Genomic DNA, 17,922 nt, shown 5'->3' on the forward strand with positions numbered 1-17,922 from the left:
ACATTGTAGCACATCAGTGAGCGCTTTCAGAAAGAAGCAAAAAAAGCTGCCAGACTCGGCAGCTTCAGGTTATATTGGATCAAGTAACGGATCTTAGAGCTGGGGATGCGGATACGGCAGCACTTGCTGTGGCTCGTTGAACGTGAATTGCTCCATTTCATTCCGGACGTATCTTTTCGTCTCGAATGGAACGACTTCTTGTTCTTCATTACCCCACAACCAATTCGACAGCATTTGTATCATAAGGATACCCTCCACTTTGTGGAAATGTTTTACATGTTCATCATACTCCAGTTGAGGGCATTTTTGGTTGGGCAGGTGTGAATAAGGCGTGAAGAAATCGTGGATAGAACGTGAACAAAATTGAAGCGATTTCACAGGGCTTCGAAAAAAAGCGAAAAGAAATCCGCCTGTACGAACGGATTCTTTCCGCTTTTTTGCCATGTCATTTCTATGGATTGGTGGACCACAGTCCAGCGGATTTCACAAAGATGCGTTTGTTCAGTTTCAGCTGGCTAACCACGAACTCAGCAATATCCTCAGGCTGCATCGTCTTCTCAGGATTTCCGTCTGTCAGACCCAAGTCTAAAGCCAAATCGGTAGCTACCGTACTCGGAGTCAGCGCCGTGACGCGGATATTGTGTTTGCGTACTTCAAGAGCCAAAGACTCCGTCAGACCAAGAACACCGAACTTGGATGCGCTGTACGCACTGGTAAGAGGAGCACCTTTTTGTCCTGCTGTGGAAGAGATGTTGATAATGTCACCGGCGTTTTGTTCAATCATACCTGGGAGCACCGCGCGAGTCACGTAATAGACACCCATCAAGTTAACTTGGATGATTTGCTCCCATTCACTTGTTTCCAGCTCCATGAACTTGCCGAATTTGGCAACGCCCGCATTATTGATCAGGATATCAATCTGACCCAGTTCATTTTTGATAGAAGCAATAGCTGTTGTGACAGCATTGTAATTGGAGACGTCTGCGGTCGCAGTCGCTACCTTGACGCCGTATGCTTCTACTTCCTTGGCGACTTGCTTCAGACTTTCCTCAGAGCGAGCCAAGAGACCGAGATGCACGCCTTCCTTTGCGAGAGCGATCGCAATTGCGCGGCCAATACCTTTACCTGCACCCGTAATGAATGCGGTTTTTCCTTTTAGATCGATAGCCAAACGAAAAACACTCCTTTTTCAAGACAATAGGAATCTCATGTATATTGTGCAGTGTACTAGCATTTATCCCTGGGGGGAAGGATGCACTTTTATGTACGTAGGTTACGAAAAGTAACTGTTGAAAATGGAAATGTCCTCCCTGAGTAGGGAGAACATTGGGGAGCAAGGGGAGAACTACTTACAGCTTGTATACGTCTGTGTATTTTTTCTCGAGGTAATTCATTAAGTAAGTAGCATTTGTACCTTCGCCAGTAATCGCTTGAACGAGTTCACGAGGGCTCTTCATTTTACCGTACTGATGGATTTTTTCCTTGAGCCACTCACGGATCGGCGCGAAATCGCCTTTCGCGATCAGCTCCTCGTAACCGTTAATCTCATTCTCCATAACGTGGACGAATTGTGCCGCATACACATTACCCAGCGAGTAAGTCGGGAAGTAACCGATCATTCCGCCTGACCAGTGGACATCCTGAAGCACACCCAATGTATCTGTCGGTGGCTCGACACCCAGGTATTCTTTCATTTTTTCGTTCCAGATTTTTGGCAGATCAGCCACCTGAATGGTTTGATTGATCAAGCCTTTCTCGATTTCGTAGCGGATCATGACATGCAGGTTGTACGTCAACTCATCTGCCTCTGTCCGGATAAAGGAAGGAGTAACAGCGTTAACCGCACGATGCAGATCTTCTACAGACACTCCTTCGAACTGGGTAGGGAACGCTTTTTGCAAGTCCGCAAAAAAGTGATTCCAGAATGGCAGACTGCGTCCGACCATGTTTTCCCAGTAGCGGGATTGAGACTCGTGAATCCCCATGGAGGTACCATCGCACAGTGGTGTGAACAGCAGTTCTGGATTGATGTTCTGCTCGTACATCGCGTGTCCAGCCTCGTGAATACAACTGAAGAGTGCAGAATTGAAATCATTTTCAGCGTAGCGCGTCGTAATGCGAACATCCCCAGGGTTGAAGGTGGTGCAGAACGGATGCGCACTACGATCCATGCGACCAGACGTGAAGTCGTATCCGATTTTCTCGAGGATATAACGGCTGAATGCTTCCTGGTCTGCCACTGGGAAGTTTTTTGTCAAGAAGGATGTGTCTGGCTTGTTCGGAGAGTCGGCGATCGCTTTTACCAGCTTGACGGTTTTCTCACGCAAGGTAGCAAAGATCGGATCGAGCTGGTCGACAGTCATGCCAGGCTCATACATGTCCAAGAGGGTGTTGTATTTGTTTTTGCCGTCATGACCCCAATATTCGATGAACTCGAGCTGGAAGTTCACGATTTTCTCGAGGTACGGCTGGAACATGGAAAAGTCGTTGTTGGCACGAGCTTCTTCCCACACTGTTTCTGCCTTGGCGGTCAGTACAACGTACTCTTGATGCCTGTCAGCAGGAATTTTCTTGTTGCGGTCAAATTCCTTTTTGCATTCCAGCACACTGTGACGGGTAATTTCATCCAATGTTTCGAGGACAGATGGCTCACTTAGCTCTGTCAAAAGCGCTTCCATTTCTTTAGACGTCGCCAGCTTGAATTGCTCGCCTGCCAATGTCCCGATGATTTCGGAACGGGCATCCATTCCATTGCGAGGAGCTTGTGTAGCCTTGTCCCAATAAAGAACGTTCAGTGCTTGCGTGTAGCTGGTTATTTTCTTCACATAGTCACGGAATTTGGCCGCACGTGTTTCCACAGTCGTTGACATAGGGTTCCTCCTGTAAATTTGTCATGTTCTGGTAATCAATATGTACGTCATGCAGTCAAAAAATTTTTACTACTGAATATTATATCGGTTTAACAAAAAATTACTAGGTGGATGCGGCAAGCATTTGTCGGTATAATCGTAGAGGATACGAATGTGTTACTTATTTGCGATGACAGGAGAATGAAGATGAGTCAATCCAATCCCCAATGGGAAAATGAGATAGCAAAACGCCGTACCTTCGCCATCATCTCCCACCCGGATGCGGGTAAAACGACAATGACGGAAAAGCTGCTCTACTACGGCGGAGCCATCCGTGAAGCAGGGATGGTCAAAGGGCGCAAAAATTCCAAGCATGCCACCTCCGACTGGATGGAGATCGAGAAAAAGCGTGGAATCTCCGTTACGTCCAGTGCGATGGATTTCGAATACAACGGACACCACATCAACATTTTGGATACACCTGGTCACCAGGACTTCAGTGAAGATACGTACCGTACGCTGACGGCTGCTGACGCTGCTGTGATGATTATCGACGTAGCAAAAGGGGTAGAGGCACAGACTATCAAGCTGTTCAAGGTCTGTCGGATGCGGGGTATTCCGATCTTTACGTTCGTGAACAAGCTGGACCGTCACGGTAAAGATCCATTCGAGCTCTTGGAAGAAATTGAGCGTGTACTGGGTATTCGTTCTTATCCGATGAACTGGCCGATTGGGATGGGCAGCTATTTCAGCGGCGTATTTGACCGTATGAAGTCTCGTGTCGAGCTGTATCAAAACAATACACAGCACGAGGAAATTTCCTTTTTCCCTGTTGAGGGAGCAGAAGATCCATTGATCGGTGATCGTGTTGGTCAAGAACTGTGGCAGCAATTGCAGGACGAAATCTCTCTGCTGGATGTTGCGGGAGATGAATACGATCCTGAACTGATCAACAAAGGGCAACTGACGCCTGTTTTCTTCGGTAGTGCCATCAATAACTTCGGTGTACAAACATTCCTGGACAACTTCCTGCAAATGGCGCCAGCACCTTCCGCGAAGAAGAGTACAGAAGGCTTGATCGATCCGTATACGAACGCGTTCTCCGGCTTCATTTTCAAAATCCAAGCCAATATGAACCCAGCTCACCGAGATCGCATCGCTTTCTTGCGTATTTGCTCCGGCAAGTTTGAGCGGGGAATGTCAGTCAAGCACGTCCGTCTTGGCAAAGACATCAAATTGGCGCAGCCGGTACAGTTTATGGCACAGGACCGCGAAATAGTCGAAGAATCGTTCGCGGGAGATGTCATCGGTCTTTTTGACCCGGGCATTTTTCAGATCGGCGATACACTCTGTGTCGGAAAATCATTTGAGTACGAAGAAATGCCGCACTTCTCGCCAGAGTTTTTCTCCAAGGTGATGGTGAAGGACGCGATGAAGCACAAGCAATTCCAAAAAGGAATCATGCAGTTGACCGAGGAAGGAACGGTGCAATTATTCCGTACCCATCCGATGGAAGAGCTGATTCTTGGCGTGGTAGGTGTGCTGCAGTTCGAGGTACTTGAATACCGTTTGAAAGCCGAGTACGGGGTAGACATCATGCTGACTCGTATGCCGTATCAAATCGCTCGCTGGCTCGAAGGGGAGAAAGCAGACCTCGATGCTGTGAAGAACCGAACCGTTTCCGACCGTTATGGCCGTCCGGTTATGCTGTTTGAGAGCGAGTACCAGCTGCGTGTCGCGATGGATAAGTACTCGAATATCAAGTTCCACGAGAGTTCTCTCGGTTTGAAAACTGTTCATTCTTAATTGAAAAAGAAAATGCAGGGCCTCCCGATCACGGTGAGGCCCTCTTTGTCCATTTCACGAATTCCACGACTCATTTGGACAGCATGGACTAGAACTCGATGGCAAAAAATCTGACCTCATCCGTAGCATTTGGAAGGGTAACCATTCCTTTCTCTTGCAGACCGATTTTCTTTAGAAGGTTGGCTGAAGATGCATTATCGGGGTTAGTGATTGCTACGATGCGCTTTAAGCCGACAACTTCTTTTCCGTGGGCAAGAACAGCAGAGGCTGCCTCATACGCGTAGCCTTTGCCCCAGTATGCGGGCAGTAAGGCAAAGCCGATATCGACATCCTCCAACGAATCTCTCTTGATCAGTCCACATAAGCCGATCGGAACATTTCCTTCCTTCAGCTCTGCCAAATACAGACCAAAGCCAAGACTCTCGTACATCGCGACAGCACCATTCAAAATATAGTTGCGGGCGTCTTCCGTCGTACGAAGACCACGATCGCCAATAAATCGAATCCAAGAAGGCTCATTCATGAGTTTCAAGACAAAATCTGCGTCTTCGGCAGTTTGCCAGCGGAGGATGAGACGATCTGTTTCCAGCACTTTCAAAGGAACGACACCAGCCTTTGCTTTTTGGATTTATCCAATAATTTGCATTTCTTTGGGAAACGACGTCAATACTTCTACGCCATCCTTCGTGACGAGCACATTGTCTTCGATGCGGATGCCACCGATCTTCGTGTTATAAATGCCTGGTTCAATCGTGAAAACCATGCCCGGGATGAGCTCTCCTGCTGCTTGGCTATGAACGTAAGGAGCTTCATGTAGCTCTAGTCCGATTCCGTGCCCGACACGATTGATGAAAAATTCTCCATAGCCCCGGTCCCCAATGACAGCTCGTGCAGTTCGGTCAACCTCTGCGATCGGAGCTCCTGGTCGAACGGCCTGTATCCCGGCCAGATTCGCTTGCAAGACCGTATCGTACATGTCTAGCAATTCTGACCCTATTTGACCAACTGCAAAAGTACGAGTCAGATCCGATACATACCCATCGACATAGACCCCTGCGTCAATCAACAAAACTTCTCCTGCCTGAATCGCATGTTCTCCTGGGTCACCATGGGGCAGTGCTGATTTTTCTCCCGCCAGTACAATCGTTGAAAAGGAAGGGCCTTGGGCTTTTAGCTTTTTCATTTGGTATTCCAGTTCTGCTACGACGTCCAGTTCCGTCATCCCTACGGATATCAGAGGGAGCGTACGGCGTAGGGATTCCTCCATCACCCAAATTGCCCGCTTGATGGTAGCGATTTCAGATGCATCCTTGGACACACGTATATTGGACAGCAGTTCTCCGACATCGACTGCTTCTGTAGCGTGCACGATCGAGACAAGCGACTCATATGTTTTCGCTGTCAAATGGTTCTTCTCCACACCAATGTGAGAGAGGGGAGTTGGAAGCAGCTGCTGAAGCACAGTCAGTGCATCCTGTGAATCATCATGCGTGTAAATCATAATGGCTGGACAAGCCTCCCGTGCTTTTTCACCGTCCAGCAGTGGAACGAAGAGGAAGGGGGACTCACCTTTCACCAAAACGAGGGCCATAAACCGTTCATGTGGCTCCGTCAAAAATCCGGTAAAATAGTACACGTTTTTGGGATGCGTCATAATCAATGCGTCCAATTTCCTGCTTTCCATGTACGCGTGCAGCTTTTCCAATCTTTCTTGCATCCAGATCACCCTTTTTTAATGGTAGACAAGGTTAGGTTCTAAAAATGACAGGTGTCAAAACGGACAGGATCTCGGCTTCTTCAACAGTGGAAGGATTGTACCACGTATGAAGGAGAGAGGAAGGGAAGTGAATTGTGTCTCCTTGATCGAGATGGTATTCTGTTTCGTCGACGACGATGGTGACACATCCTTTAACGACATAGTAAAACTCTTCCCCAGGATGCTGAAAGGCGACATGCTTCGTCTGTCCGGGTGGCAACACGTTGAGGAGGGGCTCAAGTGCTCTGTCAGGGAAATTTCCACCGATTCGAACGTACTTCACAGGTGACCCTTCAATCTGCAACGTTTTACGCCTTGCAATGGGGGTGTGGTACGTGACATCTTTTTCGACTTCAAAGAAGTACGTAATGGGGACACCCAGACATTCCGCAATTTTCTGCAGAGAAGTAATCGCGAGCGAACTATTGCCGCGCTCTACCTGTGATAAAAAACTGACGGAGAATCCCGATTTCTCGCTTAAATCCTTTAAAGTAAGCTCCTGCTGAATACGAAGTGCTCGTATTTTTTTGTAGATGTGCTCCAAAAAGTCACCTCCTGACAAAGTCGACTACGGTATTACAGTAAATATTACGGTAATACAAAAATAAATGCTACATCTATTCTGAATCTTCCTTCTTCTTTTCGTATCCTACTTGTACCATTCGCTTCATATACTGGAATAAAGACAGGCCGTTAGAGAGGAAGGGAATGTTTTGAGAGCTCTCCTGTTAGTGGTTTTGTTTCTTGTTGCCTTTGACATGCACGCGCAGACGCCACTTCTTGCGCCGTATTTAAACGTATTGGGTGTATCCGCTGCGATGATTGGTTTCGTGCTCGGGGGATATGCGATCAGCAACTTGACAGGCAACCTGCTCGCAGGACCTTTTCTCGATCGCTATCCGAAAAAATGGTTTATCGCAGGTGGATTGATTTTGGCTGGTGTGATGCTGATTGGTCAAGGCATTGTGCAAAATACCGCGGGTTTCTTTACCTTTCGGCTGATGCTCGGGTTTTTGATGGCGTTTGTTTCTCCTGCTTGTTCTGCCTTGCTCGGAGAAACAGGGAAGACGGCACTTGAGCAGGGCGAGATCATGGGAAAAAAGGGATTGGTCCTTACCTCGGCAGGTATTGTATCCCCGGCAGTCGGTAGCTTTTTGGCGGTGCAGTTTGGTTATGGTCAATCATTTGTGATTCTCGGCTACATGATGATGATTGCTGGCGTTTTCGCTTGGATGATGCTGCCCGATAGAGTAGAGGGAAGCGCGCCGTCAACGCCAAGGATGAAAGGTGGGGGCAAGCAGAGCCTAACCGCCATCCTGGAAAATCGAATGCTGTATCCAGCGTTTCTTGGGGGATTTGCGATCATTTACGCACAAGGAACGATCATCTATGAAGTGCCTTTGCTCATCCAAAGACAGGGGATGTCCCCGGCCGTTACGGGGATATTATTCAGCTTGAAAGGGTTGGGAGCACTTGCGATTTTATGCCAGTTTTGGCTGCACCGCGTCCCTGTTGAGACGAGAACGTTTGCCGGATTGGGTGTGCTCAGCCTTCTGCTGTACGCCCTGGCAATCGGGCTGGCGATTCCGATTCACGTTATGATGTTTTTCTTCGGTGCATGCTTTGGGATGCTGTTCCCTGCTTTTGCAACCGTTTTGACGGTACATTCACCCCGAGAGTTATACGGGAGTGTGTTTAGTATTTACTCGGCGGTTTTGTCAATCGGAGCGGTATTGAGCCCAGTATTGGCAGGCTTGCTGGGGAATTGGCACCATTCCTACTTCATTGCGTTTTTTGTAACCGCGGGTGTCTGTCTGATCGGGGGACTGCATCGATTCTTGTTAAGCGGGGTTCCACGCTAGGAGGATACGGACTTTCTGCTTAGTAAGCAGGGGGTCTTTTTTCGTTTTCAAAATAAAAAGTTGAGCATCTTGCCATGATCCGCTATAATACCCATTGTGATTATGATAATTATTCTCAATGAAAATGCGGTCAAGTAGGCAATTGTCGCTGCTAGATGGCATGACGCAAATGGAGGAACACACCCATGAAAAAAACAGCCAAACTTTCGATAGCCAGTGTCGTATTGGCAAGCCTCGTTACAATCGTGAGCGCTTGCTCTGGCCAGCCGAACACTGCGAGTCCAGAGACACAGACGGGCAACAGTCAGACCGCGACACCAACTGCGGAAGCTCCACGAGTACTGAAGGATGCGATGGGGAATGAAGTAACAGTCCCAGCTAAACCGCAGCGCGTGATCGCTTCTTATCTGGAGGATCATTTAGTAGCGTTGGAAGTGAAGCCAGTTGCTCAATGGTCAGTAGGGAACAACCAGGTACAAGGCTACCTGCAAAAAGAGTTGGCGGGTATTCCAGCGATTCCTTACGATCTGCCGCCAGAGGTCGTGATGAGCCACAGCCCCGACCTGATTATTTTGGATAGCGCATCCCTGGTTCAAGGGGACAAGTATAGCCAGTATTCAAAAATCGCTCCTACGTACACCATTGGAAAAGAAAAGAACAGCGATTGGCGAAAAGAGCTCCTGACAGTAGGAGAAGTCCTCAACAAGGGAGAAGAAGCGAAGAAAGCGCTGGCGGATTATGAGACGTTTGCAGCCGAGTCGAAGCAAAAGTTGCAGCAAGCAATTGGGGAAAAATCAGCGGCAGCGCTGTGGATGACGGGGAAAAATGTGTACGTAGCACGTCAGGACTTGTCTAGCGGCGATGTGCTCTACAAGGATCTCGGGTTTAAGGTTCCTGCTATCGTTCAGGAAATCTCCAAGTCAGGAGAAGCAAACTGGAACGCGATCTCTATGGAGAAATTGGCTGAACTGGATGCCGAGTACTTGTTTATTGTAAACAGTAATCCGACTGCTGTAGAACAACTGCAAAAGGATGCAATATGGGCGAATATCCCTGCTGTGAAGAATGGAAATGCGTATACGTTTGCGAAAGATTCCAGCTGGCTGTACACAGGCGTCATTGCCAACCGCCAAATGATTGAGAATGTACTCAGCAACGTTATTAAGTAAGAAGAGAAAGCCTATCCACCCTTTGACGTTTTGTACGAAGAGTGGATAGGCTTTTTACATGTGTTCCTTGCTATCATGGGATTGGGATCGTCTGGATTTTACGTGCTTCAATTCCGCCACGATAATAAAGCTCACGATGACAAGTAAAAACCACGAGCTGATTTTACTGAGATGCACGAGCTCCCAGCCTGCTCTTTGATTCGGATAATTCCAAGCGCCGAGGAACGTCGCTATATTTTCCGCAATCCAAATGAAAAAACCGATCAAAAAGTAGCCAAGAGGGATGGGCATGAAAAACCGCTCGTTCGCGACAGTAAAATATACACGTGTTTTCCAGAAGACAATGAAAATAGCTCCCATAAGCACCCAACGCAAATCCCAAATATAATGGTGGGTGAAAAAGTTCAGATAGATCATTGCACCCAAAATGGTGGCGATAATCTGATTCGGCCAACCGGTGAGAGAAACCTCTAGTCGACGCCAAGCTTGACATAAGTAGCTCGCGACACTGGCGTACATGAACCCACTGTAAAGAGGAACACCAAACACTTTGCTGTACGCATCCTCTGGATAGCTCCAAGATCCCATATGTACCTTGAATATTTCCAAGCAGAGCCCGATCACGTGAAAGACCGTGATGACCTTCAATTCGTCCCGAGACTCCAAGCCGCTTTTCACCATGAAAATCTGAAAGAGCAGGCAGAGCAACAGCAGGAGGTCATATCTTGGCAAACCAGGAATGGTGACGAGTTTGGATAAGGCGAGCGAACCGAAAATAAAGACCGGAAACAAGCAAGACATGGCTTCTTGATAACCGAAATGAAGCAATAGACGCATATATCGTATCATTTGTCTGTCCTTTACGTTTACGAGAGTAGTTTCAAAGGGCTAATCCGTAAGCACAAACCGCACAAGCCTATTAATAGCGGAAGGGAGCACGCTTACGTGGCCCTCATCTTCGAAATTGATGAAGCTCACTTGAACACCTTTGGTAGCGAGTGATTCCATGCGCTCGACGACCCGTTGTGCACCCTCGACCATGAAGGAGAGCTCATCGCCGCCAACAATGACAAGCAGCTTTAGTTCATGATCGCCTTTCCAACGGGCGATGAAGCGCTCTTGCTCTCTTAATACCTCGTCGTTGCCCCACCAGACGGAAGGGCTGCCTGATACGACGTGTGAGAAAAGCTTCGGACGCGAGAACATCGTATACAGTGTGAAATGACCGCCCAACGAGTGGCCGAAAATCGCCTGTTTGCTCGGATTTACCTGCCATTCGGAAGAAACAGCTGGCATCAGCTGCTGTTCAAGGAAATCGAGAAACAAATCAACTCCACCATGCTCTGGCCAAGGCTGCCCATTCGGTCGGTCAGGAAGTGTAGCTGCGTCCACAGGCATGGTCAAATCGTAACAACGGCGGTTCATGTCAAATGGCAGACGGGACGGGTAGCCGATTCCTACAACAATGGCTGGGTTGAAGCCCTTGGGCTTGCGGGTTTGCAACTTCACTGTCTCGGCAATCGTTCCGAACATCGCATCGCCATCTACGGCATAAATAACCGCATATCCTTCGGGAGGGGCCTCAGCTTCCGGAATCGCAATCATAATCCGATAGTCATGACCTTGGCTTGATTGCAGTGTCCACTCTACACAATTACGAGTGGAGTAGTCGTTTTTCTCTATGATTTTCATTTTGCAATCAATCCTTTCACATCGTCAATGACTTTCCTATGTGCGATCAGGCCGCCACTTAACCAGTGATCTCCCTCTACTTTAAACGTACGACCATTCCTCACAGCCTCCATGCTTTTCCAAACAGGACTCTCTGTTAATTCTTTCTCGAAGGCATCTCCCGTACCAGCATCATTGATGAGGAAAATATAGTCCGCATCCAAATCAGGTAAGCTCTCCAGTGATAAATTGATGTCACCGCCGGATACAACCTGGCTTGGCAAAAAGCCTAGCTCATTGGTAAGGACATATCCACTGAAGAAATCGTACTTGATGAAAAACATCCCTCTGCCATTGAAGCGAATGATCGCTGCTTTTTTGCCTTGGATATGAGGGGCCAGCTCCTTTTTGGCTGCCTCGACATGCTCCTTATATGTCTGTAAAGCTTTTTCAGCTTCCGCCGACTTGCCCAACAAATTGCCAACCACGCGTACGGAAGATTCGAGATCAGCATTTGCTTGCTTGAACACATATGTCGGCGCAATCATCTTATATTTATCGTACACGCCGCTTTCGATATGGTTGGCATTGTGCAAGAGGATGAGATCTGGCTCATGGGCCATAACCGCTTCTGGCTCTGGAGGCAATCCACCTGTGAAGGCAATGGACGGCACATCTTTTAGCTGATCTTGCAAATACATTTTTGGTCTTGAGCCAGAAGACCACTGCACGACCGGAGCAACGCCCAGTGCGACCAAAGTATCTTCCAGATTGGGAGCGAATATTTTGGCAGGTGCGGCAGGCAATGTCACCTCGTTACCCATTTCATCTTTTAATACCCGGGGGTAGGTAGGGTGGTCAGAAGAGCTTTTTGCCGATCCTGCGAAATTCCCAGTCGCAGACGAATCGACCTTCTGCGTCACTGCCTCACTGCTTACGTTGTTCCCACAGCCTGCTGCCAGTCCAGCAACGAGCATCGTCGTGGTCAGCATCAGCGCAAGACTTGTTTTCTTTGTCATACAAGTGGAATCCCCTCTCGTTGATAATGTTTCTCACTCAGGAACATTATAATTCACCCAAGAAAGGGGCTCCATGGACAACACCTTGAATCGCATTTGGACTTTTCCCCGTTACCATCAGCAGCATCTCATCCAGCATACGGTTCATGGCGACCGGTGAATACTCGTACCACGGATTAGAAGGCAAGGGGTAGAGATACCCATTTTGAACAGCGCGAAGTCCTCTCCAAATCGAATGGTGCTGGAGAGTCAGCCAGCTTAGACGTGTCGACTCATCCAGACAAACGAACAACAGGATTCGCTCCGGGTCAATGCTCGCAAGCTGCTCGAGTGTGATTGGCCGATTGCAAGGTTCCATTTCCTCTTCCACAAGAGAAAGCTGCAAATCGTCGCATAGAAGCTCCTTCATTCCCTTGTTGTTGTAAAGATGGATGCCATCCCGATAAAGTCGAATGATCGCAAATTTATCTTGTTTGAGCACGGATTGCAGGTCTGCTCGAACGGCAGCAACCTTCGCCTCATAAGAAGCGATCCAGGCGTCACAAGCTGCTTCTTTGCCCGTGTAACTGGCAACCTCACGTAATTGCTCCTTCCAGCCAGAAGATTGGAGGGTCATTACGTCAATGCCGTGTGCGGACAAACGTTGTCTGGTAGTACCGGCAAGCTCTATGTGGCTAATGACAACATCCGGCTTGGCACCTAGAAGCATGACTTCCTGATCGTCATCGTTCCACGTTGTTTCGACCGCTTTTAGATGAACCGCGATCTGTTGCTGATACTGCTGATAGTAATAGGGGGTCCACTTCGCATCCAAAGGAGCAGCGACTGGTATAATCCCCAGTACTACTAGATGTCCCAGCAGGGAAGGGGAGTAGACGGCAACTTTGCGCGTGGTAGCTCTTTCATACGCGGAGGGGGATACACCCACTTCCTTTTTGAACTTCCGGCTAAAGTAAAACTCATCGCTGTACCCGATTGTTTTCGCAATATCGCGCAGCTTCATATCCGTCTCGCGTAACAATCGCTTGGCGTGATTGATACGCAGACTCGTTACATAATCCATGACACTTTGTCCGTAAGCTTTCTTGAACGAATCGCCAAAATAGCTCGGACTTAAGTTCGCCATCGCTGCCAATGTAGTTACGTTTAATGGACGATCGAAGTTACAGATCATATAGACGCGAACCTCGTTGAGTGACATTTTGCGACTAGGCTCGTATTCTTCGTTATGCTTCATGAATCCATCCACCTTTTCAGGCACGTGCAGATGCTTGTGATAATGATAATTATTATCTATGAATGGTGGCGAAAATGATAGAGGAAGAAAAAATAAGACGACCGCTCCTACTGTGGGTAGGGAAGCGATCGCCGCCAGTTCAATTATGGATTACTCTTCGCCGGTCGCTACCGGATTATCTGGATACGAGCTCCAATCACTCCAACTGCCCAAATACAATTTCACATCGGTTCGACCTGCAGCATGGAAAGCGAGCAAATTGGAGCAAGCCGTCACGCCTGAGCCGCAATAGACGATCAATTCTTTATCAGCGTAAGGAGCGAGACGCTTTTGCAGCTCGTCTGCTGGAAGCATTGTCTGATCCGCAGCCAGGTTGTCCTTATAAAAGAAATTGTGCGCCCCGGGTATGTGACCTGCTTTTGCGTCGATCGGTTCGTTCTCGCCGCGGTAGCGTTCTGGTGCACGAGAATCGAGCAATACAGTATGTTCACTGCGTTTTTTGACACCTTCCATGTCAACCAGCATATCGTGACGTACATGGGGGACGAACTGACGAGCTTGTACAGTAGGTACTTCTGCTGTTACCTCATAGCCAGCCTTTTTCCAAGCAGCGTATCCGCCGTCGAGGACAGCTACCTGATCGTGACCAAGGTATCGCAGCAGCCACCATAGCCGTCCTGCCATCGCCATTTCCTGATCATCGTAGGCGATGACAGTCGTGTTGGCATCGATTCCCGCATTTGAAAAATGGGCAGCCAGCAGATCCGTATCTGGTAGGGGATGACGTCCACCATGCTCGCTTTTGGTGCCAGAAAGGTCACGGTTCAGATGAAAGTAGAGGGCTTGCGGGATATGGTCCTTCGTGTATTCCTCTGCACCTGCTTCAGAAGCACTTAAAGCAAAACGACAATCGACGACCACCAAATTTTCATCGTTCAGATGATCCTTGAGCCATTGAGGTGTGACAAGTGCTTGCATGAATCTCCCTACTTTCTCTTTTTTCTTCATCATAGCAGATGGCAATCCAATCAGGTACAATAATTACGGAAAAGTGGTTAGTAGAGAGGAGAAGAGAGATGAAGCGTTTCATTCGCTATTTTTTAGAGGGGTTATTGTTTGTCATTCCTTTGGCAGTGACAATTTATATTTTGTACTGGATTTTCACGACCGTGGATAACTGGTTCTATCTGCTGGTCCATAGGTGGTTTAATCTCCAAATTCCAGGACTTGGTGTCCTCTTGACTATACTTGGCATCACGATTGTAGGCTTCCTCGCATCGAATGTACTGACACGTGGAGTGCTTTCGCTGGTATCCACTGTCTTCGAGAAAGTACCATTTATCAAACTCATTTATACGTCCATCAAGGATTTGATCAGAGCGTTTGTAGGGGAGAAGAAGAGCTTTGACAAGCCGGTGCTCGTGACGCTATCCAAGGATGGAAATGCGAAGGCCATTGGGTTTATTACAAAGGAAAGCCTCGATTCTTTCGGTCTCAGCGACCACGTAGCAGTCTATCTGCCGCAGTCGTACAATTTTGCGGGAAATCTCCTGTTGTTTCCGAGTGATCAGGTACAGCTGCTTGATACGGAAAGCTCAGAAGTCATGGCATTCCTGGTATCGGGTGGGGTGTCCGGAGGGCAGCAAAACGGTAACAAAAAAAGCAGCGATGCGTAAATCTATCTAAATTCGACTGTTCCACACAAAAAAGACACTCAAGCGAGTTTGAGTGTCTTTTCATTTCAGTAACGTTAGCTGCTAAAAAATCCACTATGGCTGGAATATTTGCGACGATAGTGGCGATGACCGTATGTTCGATGCCCCATCTTCCACGAGGGCCGATATCGGTAATCACTGCTGCTGTACTTGTGATAGCCACGTCCGGTCATTTTCCATAAGAACCGGGCACCTTTCTTAAAGAGGACCGCCACAATGACAACCGCAACGATCAAAATAACCAAACCGATCCCCAAAATCGTGAGTAGGACTGACATCCACATCGTCTCCTCGCCTAAAAGGTCTTACCTTTTTTACGGATGACTCCACAGGAAGTTTCAATTATCCCTCGGCATTCAAATATTTCTCATAGGGCGTGTAGTCGATTTCTTTGGATTGCAGGTGGGCAATGAGCCATTTATGGTCACGCTTGGGGGTTGCTACGATGTATCCCTTTACAATCAAATCTGTTGTAATGGTGGTTGCTTTCTCTTCTAATGCAATCTGGCCGATTTTCGCTGCGATGGAACGTCTCGCAACATCACGAAACAACTGTGGCACAGGATCAACCAGTTCATTGAGTAAGGTCAAACCCTCATCTGTCCAGAGCGAACGTGTCTGATCAATGTAATGGTCTTGCCAATCCAAGTCAGATTTTCCGTCTTGCTTGGGCATGGACTTGAGAAATTTGCGGAACATGAAATACCCGCCAATCGCCATCAGACTTACGAGAACAATGGTCCAGCCAACGATAAACAGGGAAAACCCTGTAGTCATTTCACCCATACCTTGTACACCTCATTACCAATATCCATTCATTAGTAAAATTGTACCTTATTTTGGTTCGGGCAACAAACTTTTTGTGCGTTTACCTATCCTAAGGGGTTTGCTCTTCCCAAGAACACATACAATTTAGTATGATTAGAATTAATCTTTATTGGGAGTTGACGCTCATGTTCAAGCTTGGACAACGCGTCGTCATTGTTGCCGACTCCTTCGAGCAGGGTTTGCCTTTGGGTGAATACGGTTACCTGATTGCTCGTGACCGCAATCCGGACAGCGCATTTTCCTGGGTTTTACGCATTCCGAAAATTGATAAGCATATCGCCGTTGTAGAAGAGGATATCGCCTTGGAGGAGCAATTGCTGGAGGAAGAAGCAAACCGCATCTCGCATGAGGCTTTACTTGACTTTGCATTGGCGACAAGGAACGAAGCACTGTTTCGACAACTGATGGGCATGGAAGATGCAGAAGAGGCAAATGACGAACCGGCGAAGGAATCAATGGAGGAATTTATCCGTAAAGTAAATATCAAAGCATGGATCTAATTGGCGATACAAGCATTTGAAACTTTTGTGAGGAAATGAAAGCGAGGCTGTTTCATGTCTGAATTTGTGACGTTTACCAATGAGCTTGGTCAAACCATCGATATGTCCCGAGAGGATTACCAGAAAAAAATAATTCCGCAAAATCTGGATAAGTACTGGGATGAAAAAGATAAGCTTCGCGATTTTGCGATGGAGTTGGTGAAGGGTCAATTTCACGAGCAAGCCCAGATCGCTGCCGACAGGCTTCTCGAATTATACGGGCCAATTGAGTCTGCTCTCATTTTCCGTGCAGTCGTTCATATGCAGGCGAGAGAGTTTGAAAGCGCTAAAAAAATCCTGACAGATTGTCTGGAACGATTCCCGTCATCTGGTACGGCTTGCACCAATTTGGCAAAAATCTTCGCGTTTGAGGGAGATGAGCCAAAAGCGTTCGAGACACTACATACAGGTTTGCACAAAGACCCGAATCAAGAAAATGGCTTGAACATGTTTGTCGAGAGCTTCTTGCAAAGAGGGGAAAAGGATGAGCTAAAAGGGCAGCTGGAGGCGCTGGCAAGTAAAGAAGGAGCTTGGAGACCACAGCTTCAACTGGCTCGTCTTGCTTTGACGGAGGAGGACCTCCTGAATGCGATGAAATGGTACACGGTAGCGATTGAAGGAGCGAAGGACCGCTTTGAGGTCGTCATGACTGTGACTGGTGAATTGGGACAAGCGGGTTATGTCTATCAATTGATTCAGATTTGTGAAAAGTTCTGGACGCCACATTTCCCGTATCCGTATGCGGGCTTCAACTATGCCAATGCTCTGTTGGCGACTGATCAAATGGAAAAGGCAATCGGCATCCTGCGTAACATGCAAGAGCATTTGCCAGATAACTACAAGCCAATGGTCGATCACTTCCTGAATCGAGTACCTGGAGCGCTCGAAGTGGAAGCAGCCGCCCAACAGAAAGTCGTCGAGAGCCAAATGGATGATCCGACGACGAAGAAGAGCAAGTGGAAGTTTTGGAAGTAAATCGATAGCTAGAGCGCCCGGCATTTCACTGTCGGGCGTTTTTCTGTAAGAAGGGGGATTGTGCGATGCTGCATCATGTGGAAGTAAATGTCTCCAATCTGGCGCGCTCAAAAGATTTTTGGGGTTGGTTGCTGGAGGGTGAGCTGGGTTATACGCGGTATCAGGAATGGGCCAGTGGGGTAAGCTGGAAACAGAATAGCACCTATCTGGTATTCGTCCAGACAGAAGAGCGATTCCTCGACATTTCGTATCACCGTTGTCGTGTCGGTTTGAATCATCTGGCATTTTACGCACGGGATCGGGAACATGTGGAAAAGCTGCGGGAGGAAGCTGCTCGTCGCGGCATCTCCTTACTTTATCAGGATCGGCATCCCCATGCTGGAGGAGAGGGGCATTATGCTTTGTTTTTCGAGGACCCAGATAGAATAAAGGTCGAAATCGTGGCACCCTGATCTCCCCGGAACATATTAGTCCATGAAAAAACGGTGCAATCATC

Annotated in this window: 20 protein-coding genes; 7 read left to right on the top strand and 13 right to left on the bottom strand. The window is 47.9% G+C overall.

Features of this window, described 5'->3' with window-relative positions:
• Positions 1–93: 93 nt before the first annotated feature.
• From HP567_RS14735 to HP567_RS14745, 3 genes are all read right to left on the bottom strand, one after another.
• Complete coding sequence (locus HP567_RS14735) at positions 94–243, bottom strand: hypothetical protein (RefSeq protein WP_162837744.1); 150 nt, start codon at positions 241–243, stop codon at positions 94–96.
• Positions 244–451: 208 nt separating this feature from the next.
• The gene (locus HP567_RS14740; RefSeq protein ID WP_173609703.1) at positions 452–1,171 is read right to left on the bottom strand and encodes a 3-ketoacyl-ACP reductase; all 720 of its coding nucleotides are present in this window, start codon (positions 1,169–1,171) and stop codon (positions 452–454) included.
• 178 nt (positions 1,172–1,349) lie between these two features.
• Entirely contained in the window at positions 1,350–2,870 is a 1,521-nt protein-coding gene (locus tag HP567_RS14745; RefSeq protein WP_173609702.1) for a carboxypeptidase M32, read from the bottom strand.
• Positions 2,871–3,056: 186 nt separating this feature from the next.
• Between HP567_RS14745 and HP567_RS14750 the strand changes: the two genes are divergently transcribed.
• The gene (locus tag HP567_RS14750; RefSeq protein ID WP_173609701.1) at positions 3,057–4,655 is read left to right on the top strand and encodes a peptide chain release factor 3; all 1,599 of its coding nucleotides are present in this window, start codon (positions 3,057–3,059) and stop codon (positions 4,653–4,655) included.
• An 88-nt stretch (positions 4,656–4,743) separates the two neighbouring features.
• On the opposite strand, the gene HP567_RS14755 is transcribed toward HP567_RS14750, so the two are convergent.
• The 3 genes from HP567_RS14755 to HP567_RS14765 are packed head-to-tail and all read right to left on the bottom strand — an operon-like array spanning position 4,744 to position 6,955.
• Positions 4,744–5,253, bottom strand: coding sequence for a GNAT family N-acetyltransferase (locus tag HP567_RS14755; RefSeq protein ID WP_217367030.1), 510 nt, complete (start codon positions 5,251–5,253; stop codon positions 4,744–4,746).
• Between the two features lie 30 nt (positions 5,254–5,283).
• Positions 5,284–6,372: a M24 family metallopeptidase gene (locus HP567_RS14760; protein ID WP_173609700.1), complete on the bottom strand. Its 1,089-nt coding sequence runs from the start codon at positions 6,370–6,372 to the stop codon at positions 5,284–5,286.
• A gap of 31 nt (positions 6,373–6,403) precedes the next feature.
• Positions 6,404–6,955: a helix-turn-helix domain-containing protein gene (locus HP567_RS14765; RefSeq protein ID WP_173609699.1), complete on the bottom strand. Its 552-nt coding sequence runs from the start codon at positions 6,953–6,955 to the stop codon at positions 6,404–6,406.
• 169 nt (positions 6,956–7,124) lie between these two features.
• Here HP567_RS14765 and HP567_RS14770 point away from each other — a divergent pair, with 169 nt between their 5' ends.
• Positions 7,125–8,273: an MFS transporter gene (locus HP567_RS14770; RefSeq protein WP_173609698.1), complete on the top strand. Its 1,149-nt coding sequence runs from the start codon at positions 7,125–7,127 to the stop codon at positions 8,271–8,273.
• Between the two features lie 185 nt (positions 8,274–8,458).
• Complete coding sequence (locus HP567_RS14775; RefSeq protein ID WP_173609697.1) at positions 8,459–9,442, top strand: ABC transporter substrate-binding protein; 984 nt, start codon at positions 8,459–8,461, stop codon at positions 9,440–9,442.
• A 54-nt stretch (positions 9,443–9,496) separates the two neighbouring features.
• On the opposite strand, the gene HP567_RS14780 is transcribed toward HP567_RS14775, so the two are convergent.
• From HP567_RS14780 to HP567_RS14800, 5 genes are all read right to left on the bottom strand, one after another.
• Complete coding sequence (locus tag HP567_RS14780; RefSeq protein ID WP_173609696.1) at positions 9,497–10,291, bottom strand: DUF817 domain-containing protein; 795 nt, start codon at positions 10,289–10,291, stop codon at positions 9,497–9,499.
• A gap of 39 nt (positions 10,292–10,330) precedes the next feature.
• A complete protein-coding gene (locus HP567_RS14785; RefSeq protein ID WP_173609695.1) occupies positions 10,331–11,134 on the bottom strand; it encodes an alpha/beta hydrolase in 804 nt (267 codons plus the stop codon).
• Positions 11,131–12,132: an ABC transporter substrate-binding protein gene (locus HP567_RS14790; RefSeq protein ID WP_173609694.1), complete on the bottom strand. Its 1,002-nt coding sequence runs from the start codon at positions 12,130–12,132 to the stop codon at positions 11,131–11,133. The genes HP567_RS14785 and HP567_RS14790 overlap by 4 nt, the downstream gene beginning before the upstream one ends.
• Before the next feature lie 46 nt (positions 12,133–12,178).
• Positions 12,179–13,369 carry a helix-turn-helix domain-containing protein gene (locus HP567_RS14795; protein WP_173609693.1) on the bottom strand — a complete coding sequence of 397 codons (1,191 nt, stop codon included), beginning with the start codon at positions 13,367–13,369 and terminating at the stop codon, positions 12,179–12,181.
• 150 nt (positions 13,370–13,519) lie between these two features.
• Positions 13,520–14,347 (bottom strand): sulfurtransferase, encoded by an 828-nt coding sequence (locus tag HP567_RS14800; RefSeq protein ID WP_173609842.1) that lies wholly within the window; start codon positions 14,345–14,347, stop codon positions 13,520–13,522.
• Between the two features lie 98 nt (positions 14,348–14,445).
• Here HP567_RS14800 and HP567_RS14805 point away from each other — a divergent pair, with 98 nt between their 5' ends.
• Positions 14,446–15,045: a DUF502 domain-containing protein gene (locus HP567_RS14805; RefSeq protein WP_173609692.1), complete on the top strand. Its 600-nt coding sequence runs from the start codon at positions 14,446–14,448 to the stop codon at positions 15,043–15,045.
• Positions 15,046–15,119: 74 nt separating this feature from the next.
• Here HP567_RS14805 and HP567_RS14810 read toward each other — a convergent pair whose 3' ends face one another.
• Together HP567_RS14810 and HP567_RS14815 are read right to left on the bottom strand one after the other, a co-directional pair.
• Positions 15,120–15,362: a hypothetical protein gene (locus HP567_RS14810; protein ID WP_173609691.1), complete on the bottom strand. Its 243-nt coding sequence runs from the start codon at positions 15,360–15,362 to the stop codon at positions 15,120–15,122.
• Positions 15,363–15,426: 64 nt separating this feature from the next.
• Positions 15,427–15,870, bottom strand: a complete 444-nt coding sequence (locus HP567_RS14815; RefSeq protein ID WP_173609690.1) for a DUF2621 domain-containing protein — start codon at positions 15,868–15,870, stop codon at positions 15,427–15,429.
• 167 nt (positions 15,871–16,037) lie between these two features.
• Here HP567_RS14815 and HP567_RS14820 point away from each other — a divergent pair, with 167 nt between their 5' ends.
• From HP567_RS14820 to HP567_RS14830, 3 genes are all read left to right on the top strand, one after another.
• Complete coding sequence (locus tag HP567_RS14820) at positions 16,038–16,412, top strand: hypothetical protein (protein WP_012685928.1); 375 nt, start codon at positions 16,038–16,040, stop codon at positions 16,410–16,412.
• Between the two features lie 54 nt (positions 16,413–16,466).
• Entirely contained in the window at positions 16,467–17,426 is a 960-nt protein-coding gene (locus HP567_RS14825) for a tetratricopeptide repeat protein (protein ID WP_173609689.1), read from the top strand.
• A 65-nt stretch (positions 17,427–17,491) separates the two neighbouring features.
• Positions 17,492–17,878, top strand: a complete 387-nt coding sequence (locus HP567_RS14830; protein WP_173609688.1) for a VOC family protein — start codon at positions 17,492–17,494, stop codon at positions 17,876–17,878.
• Positions 17,879–17,922 lie beyond the last annotated feature (44 nt).

This window comes from Brevibacillus sp. M2.1A (assembly GCF_013284355.2).
Taxonomy (GTDB): domain Bacteria; phylum Bacillota; class Bacilli; order Brevibacillales; family Brevibacillaceae; genus Brevibacillus.

What these genes read in the sequence shown, in the direction of transcription:
- HP567_RS14830 (WP_173609688.1), top strand. Translation starts at nt 17,492, where the DNA reads ATGCTGCATCATGTGGAAGTAAATGTCTCCAATCTGGCGCGCTCAAAA.
- HP567_RS14745 (WP_173609702.1), bottom strand. Translation starts at nt 2,870, where the DNA reads ATGTCAACGACTGTGGAAACACGTGCGGCCAAATTCCGTGACTATGTG.
- HP567_RS14790 (WP_173609694.1), bottom strand. Translation starts at nt 12,132, where the DNA reads ATGACAAAGAAAACAAGTCTTGCGCTGATGCTGACCACGACGATGCTC.
- HP567_RS14785 (WP_173609695.1), bottom strand. Translation starts at nt 11,134, where the DNA reads ATGAAAATCATAGAGAAAAACGACTACTCCACTCGTAATTGTGTAGAG.
- HP567_RS14820 (WP_012685928.1), top strand. Translation starts at nt 16,038, where the DNA reads ATGTTCAAGCTTGGACAACGCGTCGTCATTGTTGCCGACTCCTTCGAG.
- HP567_RS14805 (WP_173609692.1), top strand. Translation starts at nt 14,446, where the DNA reads ATGAAGCGTTTCATTCGCTATTTTTTAGAGGGGTTATTGTTTGTCATT.
- HP567_RS14815 (WP_173609690.1), bottom strand. Translation starts at nt 15,870, where the DNA reads ATGGGTGAAATGACTACAGGGTTTTCCCTGTTTATCGTTGGCTGGACC.
- HP567_RS14750 (WP_173609701.1), top strand. Translation starts at nt 3,057, where the DNA reads ATGAGTCAATCCAATCCCCAATGGGAAAATGAGATAGCAAAACGCCGT.
- HP567_RS14825 (WP_173609689.1), top strand. Translation starts at nt 16,467, where the DNA reads ATGTCTGAATTTGTGACGTTTACCAATGAGCTTGGTCAAACCATCGAT.
- HP567_RS14775 (WP_173609697.1), top strand. Translation starts at nt 8,459, where the DNA reads ATGAAAAAAACAGCCAAACTTTCGATAGCCAGTGTCGTATTGGCAAGC.
- HP567_RS14795 (WP_173609693.1), bottom strand. Translation starts at nt 13,369, where the DNA reads ATGAAGCATAACGAAGAATACGAGCCTAGTCGCAAAATGTCACTCAAC.
- HP567_RS14760 (WP_173609700.1), bottom strand. Translation starts at nt 6,372, where the DNA reads ATGCAAGAAAGATTGGAAAAGCTGCACGCGTACATGGAAAGCAGGAAA.
- HP567_RS14735 (WP_162837744.1), bottom strand. Translation starts at nt 243, where the DNA reads ATGATACAAATGCTGTCGAATTGGTTGTGGGGTAATGAAGAACAAGAA.
- HP567_RS14810 (WP_173609691.1), bottom strand. Translation starts at nt 15,362, where the DNA reads ATGTCAGTCCTACTCACGATTTTGGGGATCGGTTTGGTTATTTTGATC.
- HP567_RS14800 (WP_173609842.1), bottom strand. Translation starts at nt 14,347, where the DNA reads ATGCAAGCACTTGTCACACCTCAATGGCTCAAGGATCATCTGAACGAT.
- HP567_RS14780 (WP_173609696.1), bottom strand. Translation starts at nt 10,291, where the DNA reads ATGATACGATATATGCGTCTATTGCTTCATTTCGGTTATCAAGAAGCC.